The sequence below is a fragment of the Rhodanobacter sp. PCA2 genome (assembly GCF_013620825.1).
Lineage (GTDB): Bacteria > Pseudomonadota > Gammaproteobacteria > Xanthomonadales > Rhodanobacteraceae > Rhodanobacter_A.
Window position 1 is genome coordinate 1 of sequence record NZ_NJIC01000006.1, and the last position, 24,614, is coordinate 24,614.

General features: G+C 69.2%; 23 protein-coding genes. 7 read left to right on the forward strand and 16 right to left on the reverse strand.

Going from position 1 to position 24,614, the window contains the following annotated elements; translation table 11 throughout:
* Window positions 1-43: 43 nt before the first annotated feature.
* The 12 genes from purH to PCA_RS01280 all read right to left on the reverse strand — a co-directional run bounded on the left by purH (window position 44) and on the right by PCA_RS01280 (window position 11,461).
* Window positions 44-1,654 (reverse strand): bifunctional phosphoribosylaminoimidazolecarboxamide formyltransferase/IMP cyclohydrolase, encoded by a 1,611-nt coding sequence (purH, locus tag PCA_RS01225; RefSeq protein WP_181300298.1) that lies wholly within the window; start codon window positions 1,652-1,654, stop codon window positions 44-46.
* A 94-nt stretch (window positions 1,655-1,748) separates the two neighbouring features.
* Complete coding sequence (locus PCA_RS01230; RefSeq protein ID WP_181300299.1) at window positions 1,749-2,036, reverse strand: helix-turn-helix domain-containing protein; 288 nt, start codon at window positions 2,034-2,036, stop codon at window positions 1,749-1,751.
* Window positions 2,037-2,261: 225 nt separating this feature from the next.
* Window positions 2,262-3,116 (reverse strand): zinc-ribbon and DUF3426 domain-containing protein, encoded by an 855-nt coding sequence (locus tag PCA_RS01235; protein ID WP_181300300.1) that lies wholly within the window; start codon window positions 3,114-3,116, stop codon window positions 2,262-2,264.
* A 48-nt stretch (window positions 3,117-3,164) separates the two neighbouring features.
* Window positions 3,165-4,064 carry a 50S ribosomal protein L11 methyltransferase gene (gene prmA / locus PCA_RS01240; protein WP_181300301.1) on the reverse strand — a complete coding sequence of 300 codons (900 nt, stop codon included), beginning with the start codon at window positions 4,062-4,064 and terminating at the stop codon, window positions 3,165-3,167.
* Window positions 4,065-4,232: 168 nt separating this feature from the next.
* The gene (gene accC / locus PCA_RS01245) at window positions 4,233-5,603 is read right to left on the reverse strand and encodes an acetyl-CoA carboxylase biotin carboxylase subunit (RefSeq protein WP_181300302.1); all 1,371 of its coding nucleotides are present in this window, start codon (window positions 5,601-5,603) and stop codon (window positions 4,233-4,235) included.
* A gap of 56 nt (window positions 5,604-5,659) precedes the next feature.
* Window positions 5,660-5,977 (reverse strand): four helix bundle protein, encoded by a 318-nt coding sequence (locus PCA_RS01250; protein ID WP_219918455.1) that lies wholly within the window; start codon window positions 5,975-5,977, stop codon window positions 5,660-5,662.
* A gap of 77 nt (window positions 5,978-6,054) precedes the next feature.
* Complete coding sequence (gene accB, locus PCA_RS01255) at window positions 6,055-6,519, reverse strand: acetyl-CoA carboxylase biotin carboxyl carrier protein (protein ID WP_181300304.1); 465 nt, start codon at window positions 6,517-6,519, stop codon at window positions 6,055-6,057.
* Window positions 6,520-6,576: 57 nt separating this feature from the next.
* A complete protein-coding gene (aroQ, locus tag PCA_RS01260; protein WP_181300305.1) occupies window positions 6,577-7,020 on the reverse strand; it encodes a type II 3-dehydroquinate dehydratase in 444 nt (147 codons plus the stop codon).
* Window positions 7,021-7,158: 138 nt separating this feature from the next.
* Window positions 7,159-7,701 carry a TlpA disulfide reductase family protein gene (locus PCA_RS01265; RefSeq protein WP_181300306.1) on the reverse strand — a complete coding sequence of 181 codons (543 nt, stop codon included), beginning with the start codon at window positions 7,699-7,701 and terminating at the stop codon, window positions 7,159-7,161.
* Window positions 7,702-7,765: 64 nt separating this feature from the next.
* Window positions 7,766-9,973, reverse strand: a complete 2,208-nt coding sequence (locus PCA_RS01270; RefSeq protein WP_181300307.1) for a protein-disulfide reductase DsbD — start codon at window positions 9,971-9,973, stop codon at window positions 7,766-7,768.
* A gap of 66 nt (window positions 9,974-10,039) precedes the next feature.
* Window positions 10,040-10,366 (reverse strand): divalent-cation tolerance protein CutA, encoded by a 327-nt coding sequence (cutA, locus tag PCA_RS01275; protein ID WP_181300308.1) that lies wholly within the window; start codon window positions 10,364-10,366, stop codon window positions 10,040-10,042.
* A gap of 57 nt (window positions 10,367-10,423) precedes the next feature.
* On the reverse strand, window positions 10,424-11,461 hold the full coding sequence (locus tag PCA_RS01280) for a trypsin-like serine protease (RefSeq protein WP_181300309.1): 1,038 nt from the start codon (window positions 11,459-11,461) through the stop codon (window positions 10,424-10,426).
* A gap of 164 nt (window positions 11,462-11,625) precedes the next feature.
* Here PCA_RS01280 and groES point away from each other — a divergent pair, with 164 nt between their 5' ends.
* Complete coding sequence (groES, locus tag PCA_RS01285; RefSeq protein WP_049623107.1) at window positions 11,626-11,919, forward strand: co-chaperone GroES; 294 nt, start codon at window positions 11,626-11,628, stop codon at window positions 11,917-11,919.
* 119 nt (window positions 11,920-12,038) lie between these two features.
* A complete protein-coding gene (gene groL / locus PCA_RS01290; RefSeq protein WP_181300310.1) occupies window positions 12,039-13,682 on the forward strand; it encodes a chaperonin GroEL in 1,644 nt (547 codons plus the stop codon).
* Between the two features lie 132 nt (window positions 13,683-13,814).
* Here the strand turns inward: groL and PCA_RS01295 are convergent, their stop codons facing one another.
* The 3 genes from PCA_RS01295 to PCA_RS01305 form a co-directional block, all read right to left on the reverse strand.
* Complete coding sequence (locus tag PCA_RS01295; RefSeq protein WP_181300311.1) at window positions 13,815-14,291, reverse strand: hypothetical protein; 477 nt, start codon at window positions 14,289-14,291, stop codon at window positions 13,815-13,817.
* Window positions 14,288-15,109, reverse strand: coding sequence for an HNH endonuclease (locus tag PCA_RS01300; protein ID WP_181300312.1), 822 nt, complete (start codon window positions 15,107-15,109; stop codon window positions 14,288-14,290). Before PCA_RS01300 ends, PCA_RS01295 begins: the two co-directional genes overlap by 4 nt.
* A 93-nt stretch (window positions 15,110-15,202) precedes the next feature.
* The gene (locus PCA_RS01305; protein WP_181300313.1) at window positions 15,203-17,089 is read right to left on the reverse strand and encodes an LTA synthase family protein; all 1,887 of its coding nucleotides are present in this window, start codon (window positions 17,087-17,089) and stop codon (window positions 15,203-15,205) included.
* Window positions 17,090-17,249: 160 nt separating this feature from the next.
* Here PCA_RS01305 and glnE point away from each other — a divergent pair, with 160 nt between their 5' ends.
* Window positions 17,250-20,099: a bifunctional [glutamate--ammonia ligase]-adenylyl-L-tyrosine phosphorylase/[glutamate--ammonia-ligase] adenylyltransferase gene (gene glnE, locus PCA_RS01310; protein ID WP_181300314.1), complete on the forward strand. Its 2,850-nt coding sequence runs from the start codon at window positions 17,250-17,252 to the stop codon at window positions 20,097-20,099.
* Between the two features lie 55 nt (window positions 20,100-20,154).
* Here the strand turns inward: glnE and PCA_RS01315 are convergent, their stop codons facing one another.
* Entirely contained in the window at window positions 20,155-21,111 is a 957-nt protein-coding gene (locus PCA_RS01315; RefSeq protein WP_181300315.1) for a mitochondrial fission ELM1 family protein, read from the reverse strand.
* A gap of 247 nt (window positions 21,112-21,358) precedes the next feature.
* On the opposite strand from PCA_RS01315, the gene PCA_RS01320 reads away from it, so the two are divergent.
* From PCA_RS01320 to PCA_RS01335, 4 genes are all read left to right on the forward strand, one after another.
* Entirely contained in the window at window positions 21,359-21,943 is a 585-nt protein-coding gene (locus PCA_RS01320) for a YceI family protein (RefSeq protein WP_181300316.1), read from the forward strand.
* A gap of 140 nt (window positions 21,944-22,083) precedes the next feature.
* A complete protein-coding gene (locus PCA_RS01325; protein WP_181300317.1) occupies window positions 22,084-22,290 on the forward strand; it encodes a zinc-finger domain-containing protein in 207 nt (68 codons plus the stop codon).
* A gap of 94 nt (window positions 22,291-22,384) precedes the next feature.
* Window positions 22,385-23,512, forward strand: coding sequence for a glycosyltransferase (locus PCA_RS01330; protein ID WP_181300318.1), 1,128 nt, complete (start codon window positions 22,385-22,387; stop codon window positions 23,510-23,512).
* Between the two features lie 39 nt (window positions 23,513-23,551).
* On the forward strand, window positions 23,552-24,614 hold a 1,063-nt coding region (locus PCA_RS01335; RefSeq protein WP_181300319.1), incomplete at its 3' end, for an O-antigen ligase family protein.

A 24,614-nucleotide genomic window follows, 5' to 3' on the forward strand; every position in this document is an offset into this window, starting at 1 on the left:
CCCTCACCCCGGCCCTCTCCCCGGAGGGGAGAGGGAGAAAAGCTCAGTGCCGGAAGTGCCGCATCCCGGTGAACACCATCGCCATGCCGTGTTCGTCGGCTGCGGCGATCACTTCGGCGTCGCGCATCGAGCCGCCGGGTTGGATCACGGCGCTGATGCCGGCGGCGGCCGCCGCGTCGATGCCGTCGCGGAACGGGAAGAAGGCGTCGCTCGCCATCACCGAGCCGCGCACTTCCAGCTTCTCGTCGGCGGCCTTGATGCCGGCGATCTTCGCGCTGTACACGCGGCTCATCTGGCCGGCGCCGATGCCGATGGTCTGGCGGCCCTTGGCGTAGACGATGGCGTTGGACTTCACGAACTTCGCCACCTTCCACGCGAAGATCAGGTCGTCGATCTGCTCCGGCGTGGGCGCCGCCTTGGTCACGATCTTGAGGTCGGCGGCCTTGACCATGCCGGTGTCGGCAGTCTGGATCAGCAGGCCCGAGCCGACGCGCTTCACGTTGTTGCCGGGATGCGCGGCGACCAGGTCGGTGCCGGCCGGCACGGGGATCTCCAGCACGCGCACGTTGCCCTTCTTGGCGAAGGCCTTCAGCGCCTCGTCGGCGTAGCCCGGCGCCAGCACCACTTCGACGAACTGGCGCGACACGATGGCCTGCGCGGTGGCGCCGTCCACTTCGCGGTTGAACGCGATGATGCCGCCGAAGGCCGAGGTGGGGTCGGTCTGGTAGGCGAGGTCATAGGCCTTGCCGATGCCGTCCAGGCTCACCGCCACGCCGCAGGGGTTGGCGTGCTTCACGATCACGCAGGCGGGCTTGACGAAGCTGCGCACGCATTCCCACGCGGCGTCGGCGTCGCCGATGTTGTTGAACGAGAGTTCCTTGCCCTGCAGCTGCTTGAACGTGGCCAGCGTGCCCGGCGCCGGATACAGGTCGCGGTAGAACGCGGCCTGCTGGTGCGGGTTCTCGCCGTAGCGCAGGTCCATCAGCTTCACGAAGCGGCCGTTGGCCTGGGCCGGGAAGGCGTCGTGGCCGGCGATGGCATCGTGCGCCTCGTCGAGCCGGAGGCCGCTGAGGTAGTCGCTGATCGCGCCGTCGTAGTTCGACACGTTGTTGAACGCCGCGACGGCCAGCGCGAAGCGCGTGGCGCGGCTGAGGCCGCCGTGCCGCTCGATCTCGGCCAGCGCGTTTTCGTACTGGCCGGGCGCGGTGAGCACGCCCACGTCGTTCCAGTTCTTCGCCGCCGAACGCAGCATCGCGGGGCCGCCGATGTCGATGTTCTCGATCGCCTGCTCCAGCGTGCAGTCCGGCCTGGCGACGGTGGCTTCGAACGGGTAGAGGTTCAGCACCAGCAGGTCGATGGGCTGGATGCCCAGTTCGGCCATCACCGCATCGTCGGTGCCGCGCCGGCCGAGCAGGCCGCCGTGCACCTTCGGGTGCAGGGTCTTCACGCGGCCGTCCATGATCTCGGGGAAGCCGGTGAGCTCGCTGACGTCCTTCACCGCGATGCCGGCGTCGCGCAGCGCCTTGGCGCTGCCGCCGGTGGAAAGCAGTTCCACGCCCCTGGCGGCGAGGCGGCGCCCCAGCTCGATCAGCCCGGTCTTGTCGGAAACGCTGAGCAGGGCGCGGCGGACGGGGACGACGGCAGGGGCGGACATGGCGGCTTCCAGGCGGGAAAGCTGCCGATTATAGCCGAGTCCGGGGCATGGACGGGATTTGGACGGCCAAACGCCTGGCCATGACGGCCCGGCGTTACAGCAGGCCGTGCGCGGCCAGCTTCTTGCGCAGCGTGGCGCGATTGATGCCCAGAGCCACCGCGGCGCGGCTCTGGTTGCCGTCGTGGAACGCCAGCACTTCGCGCAGCAGCGGGCCTTCCACTTCGCGGATCACCAGCGCGTGCAGGCCTTCGCCGCAGTCCGCGTCGCCCAGGTCGGAGAGGTAACGACGCACGGTGCGGCTGACACATTCGCCCAGCGCGCTCTGCGAAGCGACCTGGCGGGCGGCTTCGACGGCTGGCAATCTCACGGCATTCACTGACATGTCCCTCTGTGTGGCTTGCGCGGCTGCTTGGGCCGCTGTTCTGATTCTGCTCCGCGACTGCGTCGGCGGTCTTTCCGTACACGCCGGTTTTCGATGCGCGGAGGGATGGAGTCTACCCGCGCGGGCCGCGAATTTTAAGTGCTGTGCATGTTGGAAAACCGCAACGCGGCACTTGCGTTTTCCGCCGTGTGTGACAACGGCGTCGGCGCGGGCGTGGGCGGTGCGCTACTCGAAGCCGAACTCGTAGGCCACGGCCTGGTCGCCCGGGTCCTGCACTTCCAGCAGGATCGCGGTGGTGGCGCCCGGCGCAAGGCCGTGGCGAAGCACGGCGGGATCGTCGAGGTAGTCCGTCGGCAGCAAGCGGCGCATCGTCAGCTTGCGGCCCTGTGCGTCCTCGAGTGATACCACGACCACCGGCCATGCTTGCGTGAAGGCGGCTTCGTTGCGCAGGCTGAGGCTGATCATCAGCGCATGCGCGGCGTTGGGATGGCTCTGCACGTTGCTGGCGAGCAGGCGCAGTTGCTGCGGCGCGGCGACCAGCGGCAGGCGGCAGCCCAGCGCGGCGCAGCCGCTGCGCAGCCAGCCGCCGACCAGCGGATCGCGGATCAGCCCGTCGCGGCTGATCCACGCCATCTGCAGCGCAAACGCGAGCGCCAGTGCGGCGCACACCGTCACCCATGGCCAGCGCCGCGACTCGGCGCCGTTGCGTGGCGGGCGCGGCTTGCGCGCGGCCCGCAAAGGCTTGTGCCGGCGCGCGCCCTTCGCGAAACGCGGCGTGAACACGAGTTGCGAGAAGTCTTCCTCGCGCGTGGCGGATGCCGCGGCGGGTTCTGTCGTCGTCGCCGGTTCGGGCGGCGGCGGTTGCGGGCGGTAGACCACCAGCTCGATGCACGGCGGCGCCAGCCCCTGCTCGTTCACCGGCAGCTCCTGGAACGGCTCCGGCGGCAGTTGTTCGTTGAGCGTGGCGAGGCTGTCGAAGTCGGCGCCGCAATGCCCGCAGGTCACGTAGCCGTGTGCCTGCACCAGCGCTTGCGCGCCGAGCGAGAAGACGGAAAGGCATTCAGGGCATTGCGTATACATGCGGACCGCTGCGATCGACTGGCCGCAAGCTTAGCAGGCCGGTTCCGCTCAGCCGCGGCGTTTGCCGCTGATGCGCACCCAGCCGTCGTGCGTGTCCGCGCGCAGCGCGTCGAACCATTCCGCGTAGCGCGCCAGCAGTTCGTCCTGCTGGCCGTCGAGGATGCCGGAGATCGCGAATGGCGCGCCGGGCAGCGCCGCGGCCGCGAACACCGGCGCCAGTTCGCCCAGCGGGCCGGCGAGGATGTTCGCCACGAAGACCTCGGCCGGCTCCGTCACGTGATCCTCGGGCAGGAACAGCGCGAGGCGATCGGCCACGCCGTTGCGCTCGGCGTTGTCGCGCGAGGCGAGCAGGGCCTGCGGATCGTTGTCGACGCCGACGGCACGCGCGGCGCCGAGCTTGAGCGCGGCGATCGCGAGGATGCCCGAGCCGCAGCCGTAGTCGATCACCGACTTGCCGGCCAGTTCGAGCCCGTCCAGCCATTCCAGGCACAGCGCCGTGGTGGGGTGGGTGCCGCTGCCGAAGGCGAGGCCGGGGTCCAGACGCACCACCACGCGCTCGTCGTCCGCAGGCGGCTCGATGTTCCACGGATAGATCCACAGCCGCCGGCCGAAGGCCATCGGCTCGTACTGGTCCATCCACACGCGTTCCCAGTCCTGGTCTTCCACGGTGCGGAAGTCCAGCTGGTCCGGCTCCAGCCACGGCAGCAGTTCACCCAGAGCCTCGGTGAGGCCGCGCCGGTCCGCGTGTTCGTCGAACAAGGCGTTCAGCGTGATCGTGGGCCACAGCGGCAGCTCGCCCACGCCCGGCTCGAAGATCGCCTGCTCGTCCGGCGTCTCGGCGTCGGCGTCGCGCAGCGTGATCGACAGCGCGCCGAGATCCTCCAGCGCCTCTTCCACGCGGGGCTGCTGTTCGAGGCGGGCGGTGAGTGAGAGTTCGAGGAAGGGCATGGGGTGGTTTCACTCCCTCTCCCCTTTGGGGAGAGGGTTGGGGTGAGGGGCGTTCTGGCGGAGATTCGAGTTTGGGCGAGCTTCGATCAAGTGCCGCGCAAGCCTCGACCTCTCACCTCAATCCTCTCCCCGGAGGCGAGAGGAGGCGAACGCAAGAAGCGCGCTGCTTTATTGAAGCGGGCCGGCCTTTTCCTTTTGCTCCGCCATCCGCTTCTCGAGGTAGTGGATATTCTGGCCGCCGTGCTGGAAGCCCACGTCGGCCATGATGCGTTGCTGCAGCGGGATGTTGCACTTCACCCCTTCGATCACCGTCTCGGCCAGCGCGAGGCGCATGCGCGCGATCGCGGTGGCGCGGTCGGGGCCGTGCACGATCAGCTTGCCGATCATCGAGTCGTAGTTCGGCGGAATCCGGTAGCCGTCGTACAGGTGGGTGTCCACGCGCACGCCGGGGCCGCCCGGCGCCTCGAAGCGCTTCACCGTGCCGGGGCAGGGCAGGAAGCTGTCTGGGTCCTCGGCGTTGATGCGGCACTCGATGGCGTGGCCCTCGAAGCGGATGTCCTCCTGCCGGATCGTCAGCTTCTCGCCGCCGGCGATCAGCAACTGCTCGCGCACCAGGTCCACGCCGGTGATGAACTCGGTCACCGGGTGCTCGACCTGGATGCGCGTATTCATCTCGATGAAGTAGAAGCGGCCGTTCTCGAACAGGAACTCGAACGTGCCGGCGCCGCGGTAGCCGATGCGCAGGCAGGCTTCCACGCAGACCTTGCCGATCTCGGCGCGCTGCTCCGGCGTGATGCCGGGCGCGGGCGCTTCCTCCACCACCTTCTGGTGGCGGCGCTGCATCGAGCAGTCGCGCTCGCCCAGATGGATCGCGTTGCCCTGGCCGTCGGCCAGCACCTGGATCTCGATGTGGCGCGGGTTCTCCAGGAACTTCTCCATGTAGACCTGATCGTTGCCGAAGGCCGCCTTGGCCTCCTGCTTGGTCATCACGATGGAATTGCCCAGGTGCGCCTCGGTGCGCACCACGCGCATGCCGCGGCCGCCGCCGCCGCCGGCCGCCTTGATGATGACGGGGTAGCCGATCTCGCGCGCGATGCGCAGGTTCTGCTCGATGTCGTCGCCCAGCGGCCCGCCGGAACCTGGCACGCAGGGCACGCCCGCGGCCTTCATCGCGCGGATCGCCTCCACCTTGTCGCCCATCAGGCGGATCACGTCCGCGGTGGGGCCGATGAAGACGAAGCCGGACTGCTCCACCTGCTCGGCGAAGTCGGCGCGCTCGGAGAGGAAGCCGTAGCCCGGATGGATCGCCTGGGCGTCGCTGATCTCCGCCGCGGCGATGATGCGCGGGATGTTGAGGTAGCTCTCCGCCGACGGCGCCGGGCCGATGCAGATCGCCTCGTCGGCGAGGCCGACGTGCTTGAGGTTGCGGTCGGCGGTGGAGTGCACCGCCACCGTCTTGATGCCGAGGCTGTTGCACGCGCGCAGCACGCGCAGCGCGATTTCGCCGCGGTTGGCGATGAGGACTTTTTCTAGAGGCATGGGATTGGGGATACGGGATTCGGGATACGGAAAAGCGGGAAGCGGCGCGGCATCGGTCATTCCTCGCGAGTCTGGATGGAGCGGATGAGCGCGTTCAGCCTGGCGAAGACGCGATCCAGCAGTTCCACGGTTTCCGGCGGAACCCTTGCGTAGTCGAGGCGCTCGGCGATGTGCAATTGCGTGTCCAGTTCGGAAAGCGAGCCACGGGCGATGGAAAGGAAGCGCAGGTACTCCGGCGTCGATCTCCTCGCGACACCCTCGGCGATGTTCGAGGGTACGCTGATCGCGGTGCGCCGCAGCTGGGAGGTGAGGTTGAAGCGCTCATCATCCGGAAAGCCGTTGCTCAACCGGTAGATTGCCTCGACGGGATCCATCGCGTCGCGCCACACCTCAAGTCGGTGGTGCGGCCGCTTTGCCGTATCCCGAATCCCCACTCCCGAATCCCGGTCTCTCAGGCAATCACGAACATCGGCTGGTCGAATTCGACCGGCTGGCTGTTCTCGACCAGGATCGCCTGGACCGTGCCGGAGACGTCGGCCTCGATCTGGTTGAACATCTTCATCGCCTCGATGATGCCCAGCGTCTCGCCGGCCGTGACCTGCTGGCCGACCTTGACGAAGGCCGGCGCGCCCGGCGTGGCCGAGGCGTAGAAGGTGCCGACCATCGGCGCCTTCACCACGTGGCCGGCGGGCAGCGCGTCGGCGGCCGGAGCCGCTTCGGCGGCGGGGGCCGGGGCTGCGGCGAGCGGGGCCGCCGGGGCGGGCGCATACGCGACCGGCGCGGGGGCGGCCATGGCCATGCCGCCCTTGGGCACGCGCGACAGGCGCACCACTTCCTCGCCTTCCTTGATTTCCAGTTCGGCGAGGTTGGACTCCTCGAGCAGGTCGATCAGCTTCTTGATCTTGCGCAGATCCATGGAATGGCCTTCATGTCGTGGGCCGCGCGCGGCGGCCGGAAAAAGGAAACGGGTGGTTCAGCGCGGCGCCAGCCGGGCGATGGCGGCGTCCAGCGCCAGGCGGTAGCTGTCGGCGCCGAAGCCGCAGATCACGCCCACCGCGATGCCGGCAAGATGGGAGTGGTGCCGGAAGGCCTCGCGGGCGTGCACGTTGGACAGGTGCACCTCGATGAACGGGATCGCCACCGCGGCGAGCGCGTCGCGCAGCGCGATGCTGGTATGGGTGAACGCGCCGGCATTGCACAGGATCGTCGCCACCTGTTCGTTCCGCGCCTGCTGCACGCGGTCGATCAGTTCGTGTTCGGCGTTGGACTGGAAACAGGCCAGCTCATGCCCCGCCGCCTGCGCCTGCCGCACCAGCCGGGCGTCGATGTCGGCCAGGGTGTCGTGACCGTAGACCGCCGGCTCGCGCGTGCCCAGCAGGTTGAGATTGGGGCCATGCAGGACCAGGATCTTCGCCACACCATACCTTTGACGGCGTCCGGACGGCCCGGAACGCGCGCAGTGTGCGCGTTGGGCCGGATGTTGTCCAGTTCGGCGCAGATCGGCGATGTTCAAGGGAGAAGTCCGTCACTCTCCGTGCGCCGACGTATGCAGGGCTCAGTCCGGGCGCGTGCCCACCCAGCGCGCCAGCGTGGCGGCGTCCAGCGGTCCCCGATGTGTGGCGATCACGCGCCCATCGGCGCCGATCAATACGCTCCATGGCAGGATTTCGCCGCTATCGCCCCACAACAGGGAGGTGCTTGGCGCTTCCATCCGGCCCAGCAAGATCGGGAAACGCACGGGATGATCGGCGAGAAAGGCACGAACGCGGGCGGGATCATCCATCGCAATTCCCAGCACGATGATGTCCTTATCGCCGAACTTGGCCTGTACCTTGTCCAGCGCCGGCAGCTCGTCCAGGCACGGCCCGCACCAGCTGGCCCAGAAATTCAGCAGGATGCGCCGGCCGCGGTAGTCGGCCAGCCGGCGCATGCGGCCCTGCAGGTCCGGCAGCTCAAGTGCCGGGGCGGCTTCGCCGACCTGTGCCATCGTCACGCCTGCCGGCACATGCGCCAGGCGGCTTTCGTGCTGCAGCCAGCCTCCCAGGGCGGCAGCCAGCACGGCGATACCGAGGATGACGAGGTTGGGGCGGCTCAGCATGGGCGGGCATTCCCCGCATGGGCGTCCCGGTCTGTCGCGGCGGCCGGATTGGCGCGCACGACCCTCACCGCGCGGCCGCTTCCAGCGCCTGCGTCACCATCGCGGTGGTCAGCACGGTGGGCAACTGCCGGCCTTCGCCGCCGCCTTTCGGAAACACCACGTACAGCGGCACGCCCGGCGAGTGGTACTGCTGGAGGAAGGCGGTGATCGCCGGGTCCTCGTTGGTCCAGTCGCCCTTCATGTAGACGGCGCCCGTGCGTTCGAGCACGGCATGGAAAGCCGCGCCGCTCAGCACGGCGTGCTCGTTGGCCTTGCAGGTGATGCACCAGTCGGCGGTCATGTCCACGAAGACCGGCGTGTTGGCGGTGCGCAGTTCGGCCAGCTTCGCGGGGCTGTACGGCACGGTGCCCGCTTGCGTCGCCGTTGCATTCGCCGTGGCCGGCACCTGCGCCAGCAGGTACAGCGGCGCCAGCGTGGCGAGCGCCAGTATCGCCACGGCCAGTTTGCCGACTGCGCCGCGTGTGCGGCTCTTTTCGATGCCCCAGAGCGTCATCGCCAGCAGCACCATCGTCACCAGCAGCAGGCCCACCGCGTCGGCGCCGCGCTGGTTCGCCAGCACCCAGGCCAGCCACGCCGCGGTGAGGTACATCGGGAACGCCAGCACCTGCTTCAGCGTCTCCATCCAGCGCCCCGGCCGCGGCAGCCAGCGAGCGAGGGCCGGGATATAGGCGATGGCGAGGAAGGGCAACGCCAGGCCCAGGCCCAGCGCGAGGAAGACCAGCAGGGCGTTGACTGCCGGCGCGGCGAACGCATACGCCAGTGCGCTGCCCATGTACGGCGCCGTGCAGGGGCTGGCCACCACCACCGCGAGCACGCCGGTGAAGAAGTCGCCGGCCATGCCGCCGCGGTTCGCCAGCCCGGCGCCGGTATTGCCCAGCGAGGCGCCGAACTGCACCACGCCCGACATCGACAAGCCCAGCGCGAAGATCACGCAGGCCAGCACCGCGACCAGCAGCGGCTGCTGCAGTTGCGTGCCCCAGCCCAGCGCATGGCCGGCCGAGCGCAGCGCGAGGATGGCCACGCCCAGCGCCGCGAAACTTGCCAGCACGCCGGCGGTGTAGGCCAGCGCATGGCGGCGTCGACGCCCGGGGTTCTCGCCGCTTTCCAGCAGGCCCACGGCCTTGATCGACAGCACCGGCAGCACGCACGGCATCAGGTTGAGGATCAGTCCGCCGCCCAGCGCCAGCAGCAGCGCGGCGAGCAGGCTGGCCTGCAGCGGGCCGGCAGGTGCAGTCGCCACGCCATCGGCGCCGCCACCGACGGCGGTCGGCGCACCGGGCGTCGCCACGCCGCTCGCGACGGCGCCACTCTGCAGGTCCACGGTCGCGTCGCGCGTCATCAACGGATAGCACACGCCGCCGTCCTGGCAGCCGAGGAAGCTCGCCTCCAGCGTCACCTGCCTGCGTGCCGCCGTGTCGCCCTCGATCGCCACGGGCAGTTCGAGATCGCCGAAATACACCGTCACCGCGCCGAGCTGGGCGTCCTGGTGGGTCACGCCGCCGGCCGGCCACGCAGGCGCGCCGAGCTTCAGGCCGTCGGCGTCCTTGAGGCGCAGCGCGATATGGTCGCGGTAGACGTAGTAGTCCTTCGGCATCGTCCAGCGCAGCAGCAGGTGCTGCGGGTCCTGCGCCACCGCGGTGAACTGGAAGGCCTGCTCCGCCGGCAGCGGCGTGGACGCCGTGCCGGACGCTCCGCCGCCGAGCTGCTGCAGCGCCGCGCCCAGCGTGGCGCCGTTGGCGGGCGGCGTCGCGGCGGCGGCCGGCAATGGCAGGTCCAGATGTTCGGTATGCGGCGGATAGCAGATCTTCGGCTCTACCTCGTGGCAGCCCTGGTACTGCACGCTCAGCTGCAGGCGCGTGGTGCCGGGCGCCACGGTGTAGGGCAGGTTGGCGTCGGCGCCGTGGTGGTAGGTCTCCACCGGACCCAGGTAGGGGTCGTCGTGCTTCTCGCCGGGCGGCAGCTGCGCGTCGCCCAGCGTCACGCCGGGGCCGGCGGTGAATTTCATGCGGCCGCGGTAGACGTAGTAGTCCGGCGCGATGGTCCAGTGCAGCTTGAGCGTGCCGGGCGTGCCCGCGTCCGCGCTGAGCTTGTAGGCCTCGGTGACCGGCAGGATGTTGTCGTCCTGCGTCTGCGCGAACGCGGCAGGCAGGAGCGCCATGAGCAGGGCAAGCAGCAGGCCGGTCGACAGGGTTCGGTGGAAAATCTTGGGCATCACGGTTCCGGTAGATACGAGGGCCGCAGAACAGCGCTTCATTATGGCGGCGGATGCGTGCGGCGTTCAGTGCGCGACGTTCGCCCGCACCCAGTCCAGGTAGGTGGCGTGGCCGTTCTCGATCGGCACCGCGATCAGTTCGGGCAGCTCGTAGGGGTGCAGGGCCAGCAGGCGCGCCTTCAGCGCGTCGAAGCGGTCGGCGGTGGTCTTGATCAGCAGCAGTTCTTCGCTATCGGTGCCCACCTTGCCTTGCCAGCGATACGTGGACAACACGCCCGGCAGGCGGTTGACGCAAGCCGCCAGCCGCTCGCCCACCAGCGTTTCGGCCAGCTTCTGCGCGCTGGCGGCGTCGGGGCAGGTGCACAGGCAAAGCAGGATGGCGGGATCGGACATGGCGGTGGTCGGTGTCGAGGGTTCTGCGGCTTGCTGTTTCGGGATGTGTCTGTCGTTTCAATGCCCGGCCATGATCCGATCGATCCACGCCGCGTAAAAGCCGGTCCGCGCCGCCGCGAAACGCTGCCCGCAGACGCCCATGCGGAACGAGCCGTCCTGCATCTGCCTGACGATATGCCGTACCTCACTGTTCGTTCCATCGAGGCCGTGGGTAACGCCGGCGAGATAGGTGCGGCCGGCCACTTCGATGGTGACCGGGCCGCCACTGTCGCCGCCCGCCGTGGCTCCGCCCAGTTCCGGTGCGCCGGCGCTGCAGTCGAAGACGTAGCGCAGCCAGGAGCCGTCGGTTTGTGCAAGGCGGTTTTCCGCGCGGCGCAGCCGGGTGCGGTGCGTTTCGCTGTCCGGCGCGCCGGTGAGGTCGGTGCCGGTGGCGCCCGCACCATAGACCCTGGCCAGCATGCCGGGCCTGGCGTTGCCGCGGTCGATCGGCAGCGGCGCCACATCGGTCACGGGTTCGGCCAGTTCGAGCAGGGCCACGTCGTGCATCGCGTCCATCGCGGCCTTGTACTGGCGCGCGAAGGCGGCGGGCTCGGCCGTTTTGACGCCCCCGAACATCTGCTGCCACTGCTCGCGCGAGGCCGGGTAATCCGGATGGACGACGATGCGGCTCACCGCGCGGCGCTTCCCGTTGATCGTCACGTAATGCTCTTCCGGCATCATCTGCATCATGTTCACCGCATGTGCGGCGGTGAGCACCCAGCGCGGGGCGATCAGGGTGCCGTGGCCTTCGTCGGGCAGGTCGGCCAGGGCGGGGATGGCCGACGGGCTGACGCGATAGCGCGCATCGGGCTGGTCGTGACGGATCACGATGGCGTTCGCGCTGGCGCTGAGCAGCAGCAGGGGCAGGGCGAGGCGGAGCGTCATCTTCATGCGGTTCTTGCCCTGGATGATGGCGTCGAGCCATGGGAATGGGTTCGCAACGCCGGGCAGCTTAGTGCACTTGCCGGCGCCTGCCGCCCGGATGGCGGCCGCACGTACGACCTCGGGCGGCTTTCGGGCGCGGGGGTTCTTGAAAGCCGCCGGTACCCACCCCATTCGCTGTTGCAAGGGTCGGGCCGGCGGTTTCGGGTTCGCCGCCACTTGCGGCGGGGGCTTGCAACGCTAGAATTGGCACTCATCTATGACGAGTGCTAACAGCGGCCCCGGGCCGGCCTGTCAGTCCTTGCACCACATTCCACCACCCAGCTTGGGAGCTACCCATGAGCAAACTGCGTCCGCTGCACGATCGCGTCATCGTCAAGCGCCTGGAAGAGGAGCGCGTCTCCGCCGGCGGCATCGTCATCCCCGACAGCGCCACCGAGAAGCCCACCCGCGGCAAGGTGATCGCCGCCGGTACCGGCCGCATCCTGGAAGACGGCAACGTCCGTCCGATGAGCCTGAAGGAAGGCGACGTGGTGCTGTTCGGCAAGTACGCCGGCCAGGAAATCAAGATCGACGGCGAAGAGCTGGTCTTCCTGAAGGAAGACGACATCGTGGCGGTGATCGAGGGCTGATCGACTGCTGATTGGCCGAGCGCGAAAAAGCGCGCACGCCAGTCGCCTTCGGCTCCTTCCCGCACCACTCCCGCAAGATTTCCCGTACTCAATTTCAAAATTTTTCAAGGAAAAATTTTATGGCCGCTAAAGAAGTCCGCTTCGGCGAAGACGCCCGCTCGCGCATCCTCAAGGGCGTGAACACGCTCGCCAACGCCGTCAAGGTCACCCTGGGCCCGAAGGGCCGCAACGTCGTGCTCCAGAAGAGCTTCGGCGCTCCCACCATCACCAAGGACGGCGTGTCCGTGGCGAAGGAAATCGAGCTGGCCGACGCCTACGAGAACATGGGCGCGCAGATCGTCAAGGAAGCCGCTTCCAAGACCTCCGACAACGCCGGCGACGGCACCACCACCGCCACCGTGCTGGCGCAGGCGTTCATCCGCGAAGGCCTCAAGGCCGTCGCCGCCGGCATCAACCCGATGGACCTGAAGCGCGGCATCGACAAGGCCGTGGTCGCCGCCGTGGCCGAGCTGAAGAGCCTCAGCAAGCCCACCGCCGACGACAAGGCCATCGCCCAGGTCGGCACCATCTCCGCCAACTCCGACGCCGCGATCGGCGACATCATCGCCACCGCGATGAAGAAGGTCGGCAAGGAGGGCGTGATCACCGTCGAGGAAGGCTCGGGCCTGGACAACGAGCTGGACGTGGTCGAGGGCATGCAGTTCGACCGCGGCTACCTGTCGCCGTACTTCATCAACAACCAGCAGAGCCAGCAGGTCGAGCTGGAAGACCCGTTCATCCTGCTGCACGACAAGAAAGTCTCCAACGTGCGCGAGCTGCTGCCGATCCTCGAAGGCGTGGCCAAGGCCGGCAAGCCGCTGCTGATCGTCGCCGAGGAAGTGGAAGGCGAGGCGCTGGCCACCCTGGTGGTCAACACCATCCGCGGCATCGTCAAGGTCGCCGCCGTCAAGGCGCCGGGCTTCGGCGACCGCCGCAAGGCGATGCTGGAAGACATGGCCATCCTCACCAACGGCCAGGTCATCAGCGAGGAAGTGGGCCTGCAGCTCGAGAAGGCGACCATCGCCGACCTCGGCCGCGCCAAGAAGGTCGTGGTGACCAAGGAAAACACCACCATCATCGACGGCGCCGGCGAAGCGGCGAAGATCCAGGCCCGCATCGGCCAGATCAAGGCGCAGATCGAGGAGACCTCCTCCGACTACGACCGCGAGAAGCTGCAGGAGCGCGTGGCCAAGCTGGCCGGCGGCGTGGCCGTCATCAAGGTCGGCGCAGCGACGGAAGTCGAGATGAAGGAAAAGAAGGCCCGCGTGGAAGACGCCCTGCACGCCACCCGTGCGGCCGTCGAGGAAGGCGTGGTGCCGGGCGGCGGCGTGGCGCTGATCCGCTCGCTGAAGGCCATCGAAAACCTGAAGGGCGACAACGAGGACCAGAACCTCGGCATCGCCATCACCCGCCGCGCGCTGGAAGCCCCGCTGCGCGAGATCGTGTTCAACGCCGGCGCCGAGCCGTCCGTGATCGTCAACCAGGTCAAGGAAGGCAAGGGCAACTACGGCTACAACGCCGCCACCGGCGAGTTCGGCGACATGATCGAGTTCGGCATCCTGGACCCGACCAAGGTCACCCGCTCGGCCCTGCAGTACGCCTCCTCCGTGGCCGGCCTCGCCATCACCACCGAAGCGATGGTGGCCGAGCTGCCGAAGAAGGAAGAGCACAACCACGGCGGCGCCCCCGGTGGCATGGGCGGCATGGGCGGCATGGATTTCTGATCCGGCCTGGCCGTCTGCCCGAAGCGCAGCCGCGAAGCGGCTGCGTCGAAGGGAAAGCAACACGAAAAACCCCGCTGCGGCGGGGTTTTTCTTGGGCGGTGCAGTAGCTATTCCCATATAGACGCGGCGGCGTTACGAGCGCTTTTCCATCACGTCATCAAGGATGGACTCGAGTTGTTCCGAAGGATTTATGTCGGTGCCGTTCAACAGTACTTCGGCCCATTCGCGGCCAAACCGTTCGGTGACCTCGTATAGCCAAACGCCACCGAATTGCTCGGTGTCCGTGCAGCGCCAACGTTCGGACAGCAAGGGAGCATGACGGATGACCTCGCCAATGAACCCCATATAGCCGTCGTGGGCATCAAGCGATTTGCCGGGGTGCTCCTTGAGGACATCGGCGGCCCCCAAGGCGAGGAAAGCGATTTCTTCGGCTAGGGATTCGTCAAATCTCCGGAATAATGCCGCTTCGCGTTCCTCAAGCTTTTTGAGCGCGTCGGCTGGGGTCGCCCCAAAGGCGTACTCGTCGCCATCGCCTCGTTCCGCGTAGTAGCGCGCCCGCGCCGAGGTGCGCCAGTTGGGGCCGGCGTGGCCAATGGTGATGTTCTTCATGGCTGATTCCTCAGCATGGTTTCCCGGTGATTGCGCAAGAGCGCAGGCTCGGGCCTGAATCGATCGGGCAATTTGATGGACTGGTCTTCGATGGGCCAGAACACCTTCTGCAAAAACTCGTCCTTGCTTGCCTTGAGTTGATCGGATAGCACGATCCGGCCGTCGTCGGTCAGCGAGAACAGGTATTTGTCGAAAGCTTTGTCGTGGATGGCGGACAGGCACAGGCCGTTGCCCGGATTGAGGCGGTTAGCCTTGTCGTCGCGCCATGGAACGATGTGGCTCGCAACGAGGAAGCGTGGGTCGCTGACACCGGAAACGCAGCAACGGCCGCCGTAGCTGGCGAGTACCGCGCGGCGAAAGAAGTCCTGTTTGATGCGCTGTTGCACGATGGCTTTGCGCGTTTCGCCGGTGTAATCGGTGAGGGCGAAGTCATCCTCAATGGCGAGGGGGATCTCCGCTTTTGAACCCCGGTTGTGCAGATACTTCTGGCGCAGTTGCTCGCATTCGAGTGCAAGGCGCCCCCAGTCGTCATGGAATTCTTCCCAAACTTTCCGATCGAGCGCAGAGGCGTTTCCGAGACCTTTGCGCCCGGTGTTCGTGATCGATGGATCGAGGCTGGCGAAGTTGACCAGCTTCATCGCCAACGCGTCCGAAGTGCGACCAATCAGTTTGGCGAGCTCGACGATCTGCGGGTTCCTGCTGTCCAGCTTGCCAAACGGCGTTCGGCAGTAGAGCGCGAAAGCGAGCTTGAGCTGTTCGCTGGTCCAATGATTCTTGCGGGCAGACGCACGGGACGAAAGTTTGATCGCGTCGGGCATGGCGGCTTCCGTGGTGGAAGTCCGCATCCTGGCACTTTGCCGCGCAACGAACCACTAGCCTCGCAAGTAGATCCGATGCAACCTCGGCAGCCGTTAGTGCGCCGCCGCGTTGCCTGCCGGAGTCGACGCCCCCGGCGCATGCGCCACATAGTCCGTCAGGGGCATTCCACCGACCGCCTTCGCCAGGATCGGCTCCAGCTTGCGGTTCATGCGCAGCTGTTCGACGCTGGCCATGGACTGGTCGAGCTGGCGGGTGGCGGGGGCTTCGTCGGGTTGCGGGGCGCCCGGTGTGCGGGTGAGCGGGGCGAGTGGCGGGCCGAGCAGTTGGGTGAGCGCGAAGTAGGGATCGTCGTGGATGCCGGCGGCGGCGAGCAGCTTGCCGGGTAGCAGCCACGAGGCGGTGTCTTCGTGCACGGGTTGGCCGGTGGCGCGCGGATCGACCAGCAGCCAGGTGCCGGCTTGCGCCAGCATGTCGCCGCCGTCGACGAAGCCGTCGATGCGGTAGCTCTCGGCGAGTCCGGGCAGGTGATCGCCGTAGAACAGCAGCAGGGTGGGGCGCTCACGCCTGGCGAGCAGGGCGGCGAGGCGGCCGAGCTGCTGGTCGGCGTGCTGCAGGTGGTAGAGGTAGGTCTGCAGCTCCTGCTTGTCCTTGCCCTCGATGCCGGCGGGCACGGGGATCGCGTCGCGCGCGGCGGTGTCCTTCGGCTCCACGTCGTAGGGGCCGTGCGCCTCGATGCTGATCGCGAAGATGAACTGCGGCGGCCCGTCGTCCTTGAGCTGGCGCATGATCTCGTCGGTCATCGCGCTGTCCGCCATGTACTTGCCGTCGTTCGGCGCGTCGGGCGGGAACTCGGCTTGCGACACGAAGCGCTGGAAGCCCATCGCCTTGAACGCGGTGTTGCGGTTCCAGAACGTGGGGTCGTTGCCGTGCACGGCCACCGTCTCGTAGCCGCGTTCGTCCAGCACGTGCACCAGGCTCGGCACCAGCTTGTGGTTCATCTGCAGGTAGGGGAACTGCAGGTTGTCGAAGTAGCGCAGCGAAAGCCCGGTGAGCATTTCGAACTCGGTGCGGATCGTGCCGCCGCCGAAGGTGGGCACGTGCAGCGCGCCGCTGGCGCCGTGCGCGGCGAGGCGGCGCAGGTTGGGCGCGAGGTCGCTGTGCGCGTAGCCCTGCATGATGCGCGGGTCGAAGAACGACTCGCTCTGCACCACCACGATGTCGGGCAGCACGGCGGCGTTCGGCGTCTGCAGGTGCTGGCGCAGGGCGTCGGCGGACTGGTCGATCAACTGCTCGGCGATGGCGCGGTCGGGTTTCGGCTTCTGCTTGTTGTACTGCAGGTGGAACATCACCAGCTCGCTGAGCAGGCCGGAGTGCACGCGCGTGGACGCGGCCGACCACGGCTCCAGCCACAGCACGTGGCCGTTGTAGAACGCCGCCCAGCCGCTCCAGCCGCCGAACAGGCTGCCCAGCATGAGCGCCAGTGCGCCGCTGGCCACGAGGCGCTTGCCGCCGGTGCGGCGCGCGAACAGCGGCGGCTCCAGCCGCCACATCGCCACGAGGATCGCCGCGCCCGCGACCAGCGCCAGATACGGCCACGGACTGTGCGGCAGGTAGCCGGCCAGCAGGTGCATGCCGCCCTTGCGCAACTGGCCCACCATGCGGAAGTCCGCCGGCAGCAGCGGAATGCCGAGGTTCGCCGTCTTCAGCGCGTTGACGCCGTAGATCAGGCCCTGCAGCAGATAGGCCAGCCCGAAAGACAGCAGCAGGCGGCGCGTCGTCGCCAGCAGCAGGCCGGCGAACAGCAGGCCCGGCAGCGCGTTCGCGACCGGGAAGCGCGGCTGGTCCAGCATGCGCAGGGGGTGTACGCCCATGCCGCCGTCGAGCAGGCCGGTGAGCAGCACGAAGACCAGCGCCATCGCCAGGACCAGGGCGATGCGCGGTGCCGTGCGGCGTGGAATCGGGACAGCGGATGGGGGCATGGCGGAACCGGGACTCGGTTGTCATGGGGGACTGCAAAGGAACGGTAATCAGATTGACATGAACCGGACGTTTGCCGAGGGCCGTTGCTGCAACGCGTCGCGCGGCCCCCGGTGCACGCGATGCCGCCGGTCGGCGCCCGGGCTGCGGCACAATGGCCGGATGCCTGCCCCTGTCCGCGAATCCGCCGCCCTGCGCGCCCTCATCGACGACCGTTACGCCGAACTGGCCGCCCGCTGCCGCGCGGCGGGCGTGCCCCTGCACGACGACGCCGGCGTGGCCGAACGCATCCGCCGCACGCTGGGCGCCAGCGACTTCGCGTTCGAGGCCTGGCGCGCCCAGCCGGCGCTGCTGTCGCCCACGGGGCTGGAGCGCCTGCGCTCGAACGCCGATGCCGCGGCGCGCATCGATGCACTGAAGCTGCCCGAGGACGAAATCCAGACGCTGGCCGTGTTGCGCCGCTTCCGCCACGCCGAGGCGCTGCGGCTGGTGTTCCGCGACGTCAACGGGCTGGACGAGCTGCCGGAAACGCTGTCCGCCACCAGCGTGCTGTACGAGTCCCTGCTGGAAGTGGCGCTGGCCTGGTCCGAGCGCGCGCTGGCCGCACGCTACGGCCACGCGCGCAGCCGCGAGGGCGAACGGCAGCGGCTCGTGGTGGTGGGCTTCGGCAAGCTGGGCGGCGTGGAGCTGAACTTCTCCTCCGACATCGACCTGGTGCTGGCCTACCCGCACGGCGGCGAGAGCGACGGCACGCGCGTGCTCGACAACGGCGAGTATTTCGTGCGGCTGGGCCGGCAACTGGTGCGCCTGCTCCACGAGCCCACGGTGGACGGCATCTGCGCGCGCGTGGACCTGCGCCTGCGGCCGTTCGGCAACGCGGGGCGGCTCGCCCTGTCGTTCTCGGCGATGGAGCAGTACTACCAGCGCGAGGGCCGCGATTGGGAACGCTATGCGTGGATCAAGGCGCGCCCGGTGGCCGGCGACCGCGCCGCCGGCAAGCGCCTGCAGGAATTGCTGCGGCCGTTCATCTACCGCAAGTACCTGGACTACACCGCGTTCGCCGGCCTGCGCGAGATGAAGACGCTGATCGACGCCGAGGTGGCGCGCAAGGACCTCACCGAGAACCTCAAGCTCGGCTCCGGCGGCATCCGCGAGATCGAGTTCATCGTGCAGCTCACCCAGCTGATCCGCGGCGGCCGCGAGCCGTCGCTGCGCGTACGCGGCCTGCTGCCCGCGCTGGCGGCCTGCGAGGCGCGCGGCCACATCCCCGCCACGCGCGCGAAGGCGCTGCGCGAGGCCTACGTGTTCCTGCGTCGGCTGGAGAACCGCGTGCAGATGCTGCGCGATGCGCAGACCCACGACATACCCGCCGATGCGCTGAGCCGCGAACGCATCGCGAACGGGCTGGACTGGCCGGCGTGGGAACCGCTGGCGCAGGCGCTGGCGCAGCACCGCGAGATCGTGGCCACCGAGTTCGCCGCCGTGCTGATGCCGCAGGGCGGGCGCAGCGCCCGCGTGCCCGCGGCGGACGCGGCGCTGTGGCAGGCGGCCTGCGCCGAGACGCTGGACGCGGACCTGCTGGAGGCCAGCGGCTTCGTGCCCGGCGCGGAACTGGCCGATGTGCTCGCCAAGCTGCCGCAGGCCGGCGCGGTGCGTGCGATGTCGGCGCGTTCGCGCGAGCGGCTGGACCACCTGATGCCGCAACTGATCGCCGCGGCGCGCGACAGCGCGGCGCCGGTGCCCTGCCTGCTGCGGCTGTGCCGGCTGACCCAGGCGGTGGCGCGGCGCTCGTCCTATCTCGCGCTGCTGGAGGAGCAGCCGGCCGCGCGCAAGCGGCTGGCCACGCTGTTCGCCGACAGCGCCCTGCTGGCCGCGCAGGTGATCGCGCAGCCGCTGCTGCTGGACGACGTGCTCGATCCGCGCATCGATCAACTGCCGCTGAAGCGCGCCGACATCGCCGCCGAGATCGCCCGCGTGCTGTCCACGCTGGAGGAACGCGAGGCCGAGGCGGAACTCGAGCGCATCAACGAATTCCAATCCTCCACCGCGTTCCGCCTCGGCCTTGCGTTCAACGACGGCCGCGCCGACGCGGCGGCCACCGCGCGCCGGCTCGCCGCGCTGGCCGAGTCGGTGGTGGGCGCGATCACCGCGCTGGCCGAGCGCGAGCTGGTCGCCCAGCACGGCCGCCTGCCGGGCGAAGGCTCCGGCTTCGCGGTGCTGGGCTACGGCAGCCTGGGCGGCGAGGAGCTGGGCTTCGCCTCCGATCTGGACCTGGTCTTCGTCTACGACGGCCGCCGCGCGCAGGCGATGAGCGACGGCGCGCGACCCATCGAGGGCGCGCGCTGGTACCAGCGCCTCGCCCAGCGCGTGATGAACTGGCTCACCGTGTCCACCCGCGCCGGCCGCCTGTACGAAGTGGACACGCGGCTGCGGCCGGATGGTTCCAAGGGACTGCTGGTGGGCAGCCTGGACGCGTTCGTCGCTTATCAGCACAGCCGCGCGTGGACCTGGGAACACCAGGCGCTGCTGCGCGCCCGCCCGGTGGCCGGCGATGCTGCGCTGGGCGCGGCGCTCGCCGCGGTGCGCCGCGACATCCTCGGCGCGGTGCGGACGGCCGCCGTGGTGGTCGACGAAGTGAGCCAGATGCGCCGCCGCTGGCGTGGCGAACGCGACCGCTCGGACGCGCAGTACATCGATCTCAAGCAGGGGCGCGGCACGCTGCTGGACATCGAGTTCGCGCTGCAAGGGCTGGTGCTGGCGCATGCCGCGCGGCATCCCGCGCTGCTGGGCGTCACCTCGAACGCGGCGCTGCTGGTCGCCTGCCGCGACGCGGGGCTGCTCGACACGGCCCAGTTCGCGATGCTGTCGGGAGCGCATGCGGGCCTGCTGCAGCGCTCGCTGGCCTGCACGCTGGACGCGCGCCCGCGGCTCGCGCCGCGCGACGCCGCGCTGGAGATCCTGTGCGGCGAAGTCGCCGCGGTCACGCAGGCGCTGGGGTTCGCGTTCGACTGAGGCCGTGCCGCCTGCCGGCGATGCGCTCGTGGAACCGGCATGCGCCGCGGAGGAATCAGCGCGCCCCCATGCGCCTCTGCAGCGCGTCGGCGATCGCCGCGGTCTCGCGCAGCGGCGTCTGCCGCGCGGGTGCGACGGCATCCGGGTCATGCAGCAGTCCGCGCTCGCGCAGGGCCTGGTGAAAGCGCGCGAGCTTGTCCGGCAGCGGCGCCGCGACCAGCGTGTGCACGGGGCAGCCGACCGCGCAGGCCTCGCTGAGCATGTTCACCGAGTCGGGCGTGACCACCAGCCGGCCGGCCCAGCCCAGCACGCCGGGGTAGGGGTTGCGGCCGTCGTCGGGGCCGGACCACACCAGCCCCGGCACCTCCGCCAGCGCGTCGCGGACGATCGCCAGCACGTCCGGCGGCGTGCGGCGCGACGCCAGCGCGAGCAGGCTGCCGCCTTCGCGCTCGTGCCGGGCGAGCAGATGCGTGACCAGCCCGCGGGCGTAATCCGCATCCAGCACGAGCTGCTTGCGCGGGCCGCCCAGCAGCACGCCGACGCGCGGTTGCGGCAGGTCCTCGAAGACGGGGCAGGCATCGCGGCCGTCGGCCAGCCAGTCCTCGTCCACCGGGTTCAGCGAGCCCAGCGGCTGCAGCACGTTGGGGCCGGCGAGCTGGTCGTGGCGCGGTGCGATCACCATGTCCCAGTGCGCCGGGTCGATGCGCGGATCGAGGATCTGCACCGTGTGGCACTGGCCGCGCGACAGGCGGCGCAGCATGCGGGTGAACAGCGCGGCGGCGCGTCCGCAGCCGATCGCCAGCCGTGGCCACGGCCGCGCGAACTGGGGCCGCTGGTCCGCCGGCAGCGCCAGCGCGCCGCCGATCGCGAAACGCGGCGCCAGCCACGACCATGGCGCACGCGGCTCCAGCAGCAGGTGGCGCACCGGCAGGCCCATCATCTCGGCCAGCGCCAGCGCCTGCCGCTGGTTGCCCGCGGAGGCGTCGGTGATGGCCCAGCATTCCTCCCTCATGCCGAATCCGCGGCAGAAGAGGCCTGGATTGTTTCCCTTGCGTGCACGCTGCGTTGCTCCCGGTCGCGTTTCTGGCGTGGCGGCGTGTCTATACACTGCCGGGTGTACTGTTGCCGTCTCGTCGGCGGTTCGAGGATAACCGCGATTGCCTGTCGTTCCGAGGCGCCGACACGGCCCGGTCGTTGGTTTTCCCCCTGCCGGCGCGCCTGTCGCACGGCCGATCACCCACCCATTGCGGAGAATTTCCATGCGCACGTTTCGTTATCTCCTGATCGCGGGCCTGCTCGCCGCCGCGGCCACCGTCCAGGCCGCGCCCGTCACCTACAAGATGGACCCGGGCCACACCATGGTGCTGTTCAGCTGGAACCATTTCGGCTACTCCAACCCCACCGCCGACCTGGGCCTGGGCGAGGGCACGCTGGTGTTCGATGAGCAGGACCCGGCGAAATCCTCGGTGGAGGTGACGCTGCCGCTGTCCGCGCTGGACACCCACGTGCCGGACCTGGACAAGCACCTCAAGAAGGCGGATTTCTTCGATGCCGAGAAGTACCCGGTGGTGACGTTCAAGAGCACCAGCGTCCAGCCGGAAGGCGACAAGCACTTCAAGGTCACCGGCGACCTCACCGTGCACGGCGTGACCAGGCCGGTGACGCTGGACGCCACGCTGAACCGCGTCGGCCCGCACCCGATGACCAAGGCGCAGTCGATCGGCTTCGACGCCACCGCCACCCTGAAGCGCTCGGATTTCGGCGTGGGCGCCTACGTGCCGATGGTCGGCGACGAGATCAGGATCCGCATCACCACCGAAGCGGCGGTGCCGAAGGCGAAGTAAGCCGCACTGCGCGCCACTGACGGGCCCGCGCCGGCGACGGCGCGGGCTTTTTCGTGGGCGCCGCGTCCGGCGATGCCGCTCTGCCGGTGGGTGGCGGCCTGCTACCATGGCGCGTCCTGCATCCAGTCCGGAGTCATCCCATGTCCGCCACCGCCGCGGCTGTCACGCCCATCCTCGCGAATGCCGAAAATCGTTACGAAGTGACGCGCGCGGACCTGCCGCTGTCCTGCCCGATGCCGGGAATGGCGCTGTGGAATTCCCATCCGAAGGTCTATCTGCCGGTGGTTGATGACGGCGGCGAGTCGGTTTGTCCTTATTGCGGAGCACGTTACGTCCTGCGCGACTGATCCGTACTGCCGTTCAGGGTGACGGCGGCATTCTTCTTGCTAGAGCTCAAGGATGAAACTCGTGCACCAGGATGCAGGCCCGCAGGCGGGAACCATGTCCGGCAGTGTCGCAAGCGCCCCGCGATTGACCGTGGTCCAGCTGATCCCCGCGTTGCAGTCCGGCGGCGCGGAGCGTTCCGTGCTGGAGGTGGGCCGTGCGCTGGTGCAGGCCGGCCACCGTTCGGTGGTGATCTCGGCCGGCGGGCGCATGGTGGAACAGCTGGTGGCCGAGGGCAGCGAGCACATCACGCTGGACCTGGGTCGCAAGTCCCTGGCCACGCTGGGGCGGCTGGGCGCGCTGCGCCGGCACCTGCAGGCGCTGAAGCCCGACATCGTGCATGCGCGCTCGCGCCTGCCGGCGTGGCTGGGCTGGTGGACGCTAAAGGGGCTGAAGCCGCGGCCGCATTTCGTCACCACCGTGCACGGCTTCAATTCGCCCGGTGCCTACAGCGCGATCCTGCTGCGCGGCGAGCGGGTGATCGTGGTGTCGCAGACCTTGCGCGACTACGTGCTGGGCCATTACCGCTGGCTGGAACCGGGCCGGGTGCGGGTGATCCCGCGCGGCATCGATCCCGTCGATTTCCCGTACGGCCATCGCCCGGACGAAGCGTGGAAGCAGGCGTTCTTCGCCGAGTATCCCGCGCTGGGCGGCGCGCCCCTGCTCACGCTGCCCGGCCGCGGCACCCGGCTCAAGGGCCACCATGACGCGATCGAGCTGCTGGCGAACCTGAAGCGGCGCGGCATCGACGCGCGGCTGCTGCTGCTGGGCGTGATCGAGGCCGGGCGCGAGGCGTACGTGGAGGAACTGCGTGCGCTGATCCGCGAGCGCGGCGTGGAGGCGCAGGTCGTGCTGACGCCGCCGCGCAGCGACGTGCGCGACGTCTATGCGATTTCCAGCCTGATCCTGCAACTGTCGAACAAGCCCGAATCCTTCGGCCGCACCGTGATCGAGGCCTTGTCGCTGTGCCGCCCGGTGCTGGGTTACGCGCACGGCGGCGTGGGCGAACTGCTGGCCGAGCTGTACCCCGCCGGCCGCGTGCCCCTGGGCGACGGCGAGCGGCTGGTGGAACGCGCCGCCGAACTGCTGCGCGTGGCGCCGCCCATTCCCATGCTGCACGCCTACCGGCTGGAGGACATGCAGCAGGCCGTGCTGGCGCTGTACGGGGACGTGGCCGCGGGCTGAGGCCCTACAATGCGGCACCGTCGTCGCCACGGCTTCCGCATGACTTCCGCGATCGATTCCCTCAAGACCGCCCTGCGCTCGCCGCTGCTGCCGTTCTGGCTGGTGATCGCGCTGCTGCCGTTCGGGCGCAGCAGCGAGCTGGGCACCTTCCTGTGCCTGGTCGGCGTGGTGCTGGCGTTCGCACGCGCGCCGCAGGACTGGCGCGGGCATCCGGGCGCGAAGCTGCTGCTGTGGCTGCTGGCGGCCTATGTCGGTGCGGCGCTGTTCTCGGCCTTCGACTCGCTGGCGCCCGGCAAGAGCTGGAGCACGGTGGCGGCGCTGCTGCGCTACCTGCCGCTGGGCTTGTATGCGTGCTTCGCGATCCGCGGCGAGCGTCGGCTGCACGCGTTGTATTTCGCGGTGGCCTGCGTGCTGGCGTGGTGGGTGCTGGACGCGTGGGCGCAGGCGCTCACCGGCTGGAGCCTGGGTGGGCACGCCGAGGCCGAGCGCATTTCCGGCATCTTCGGCGCGCGCAATCTCAAGCTGGGACCCACGCTGGCGGTGCTGTCGCCGTTCGCGCTGTGGGCGGCGCGGCGGCGCTGGGGCTTGCCCGGACTGGTCGTCGCCTTCCTGCTGGTGCTGGGGCCGGTGCTGCTGGCCGGCTCGCGCGCGGCATGGCTGTGCTACGGGCTGGTGGCGCTGGGATTTGCCTGGCGCGAGGCGCATTCGTGGCGACGCTTCGCGCTGTACTGCGTGCTGGGCGCGGTGGCGCTGGCGCTGGCTGGCGGCCTGGCGTGGCGTACGTCCAGCCGTTTCGAGGCGCGCATGGAGCGCACCCTGGACGCGCTGCACGGCACGCATGGCGGCCTGGACCAGGCGCTGACCGGACGGCTGGACATCTGGCACGACAGCGTGAAGATGATCGCCGCGCATCCGTTCAACGGCGTGGGCGTGCGCGCGTTCCGCTACGCCTACCCGCAGTTCGCGCCGGCGAACGACCACTTCATCGTGGCCGAATCCTGCGGCGAGGGCGAGGGTGCCTGCCACGCGCACCAGATCGTGCTGGAGATCCTCACCGAGACCGGCGCCGCCGCGGCCAGCCACAGCGCGAGGCCGACGGCGC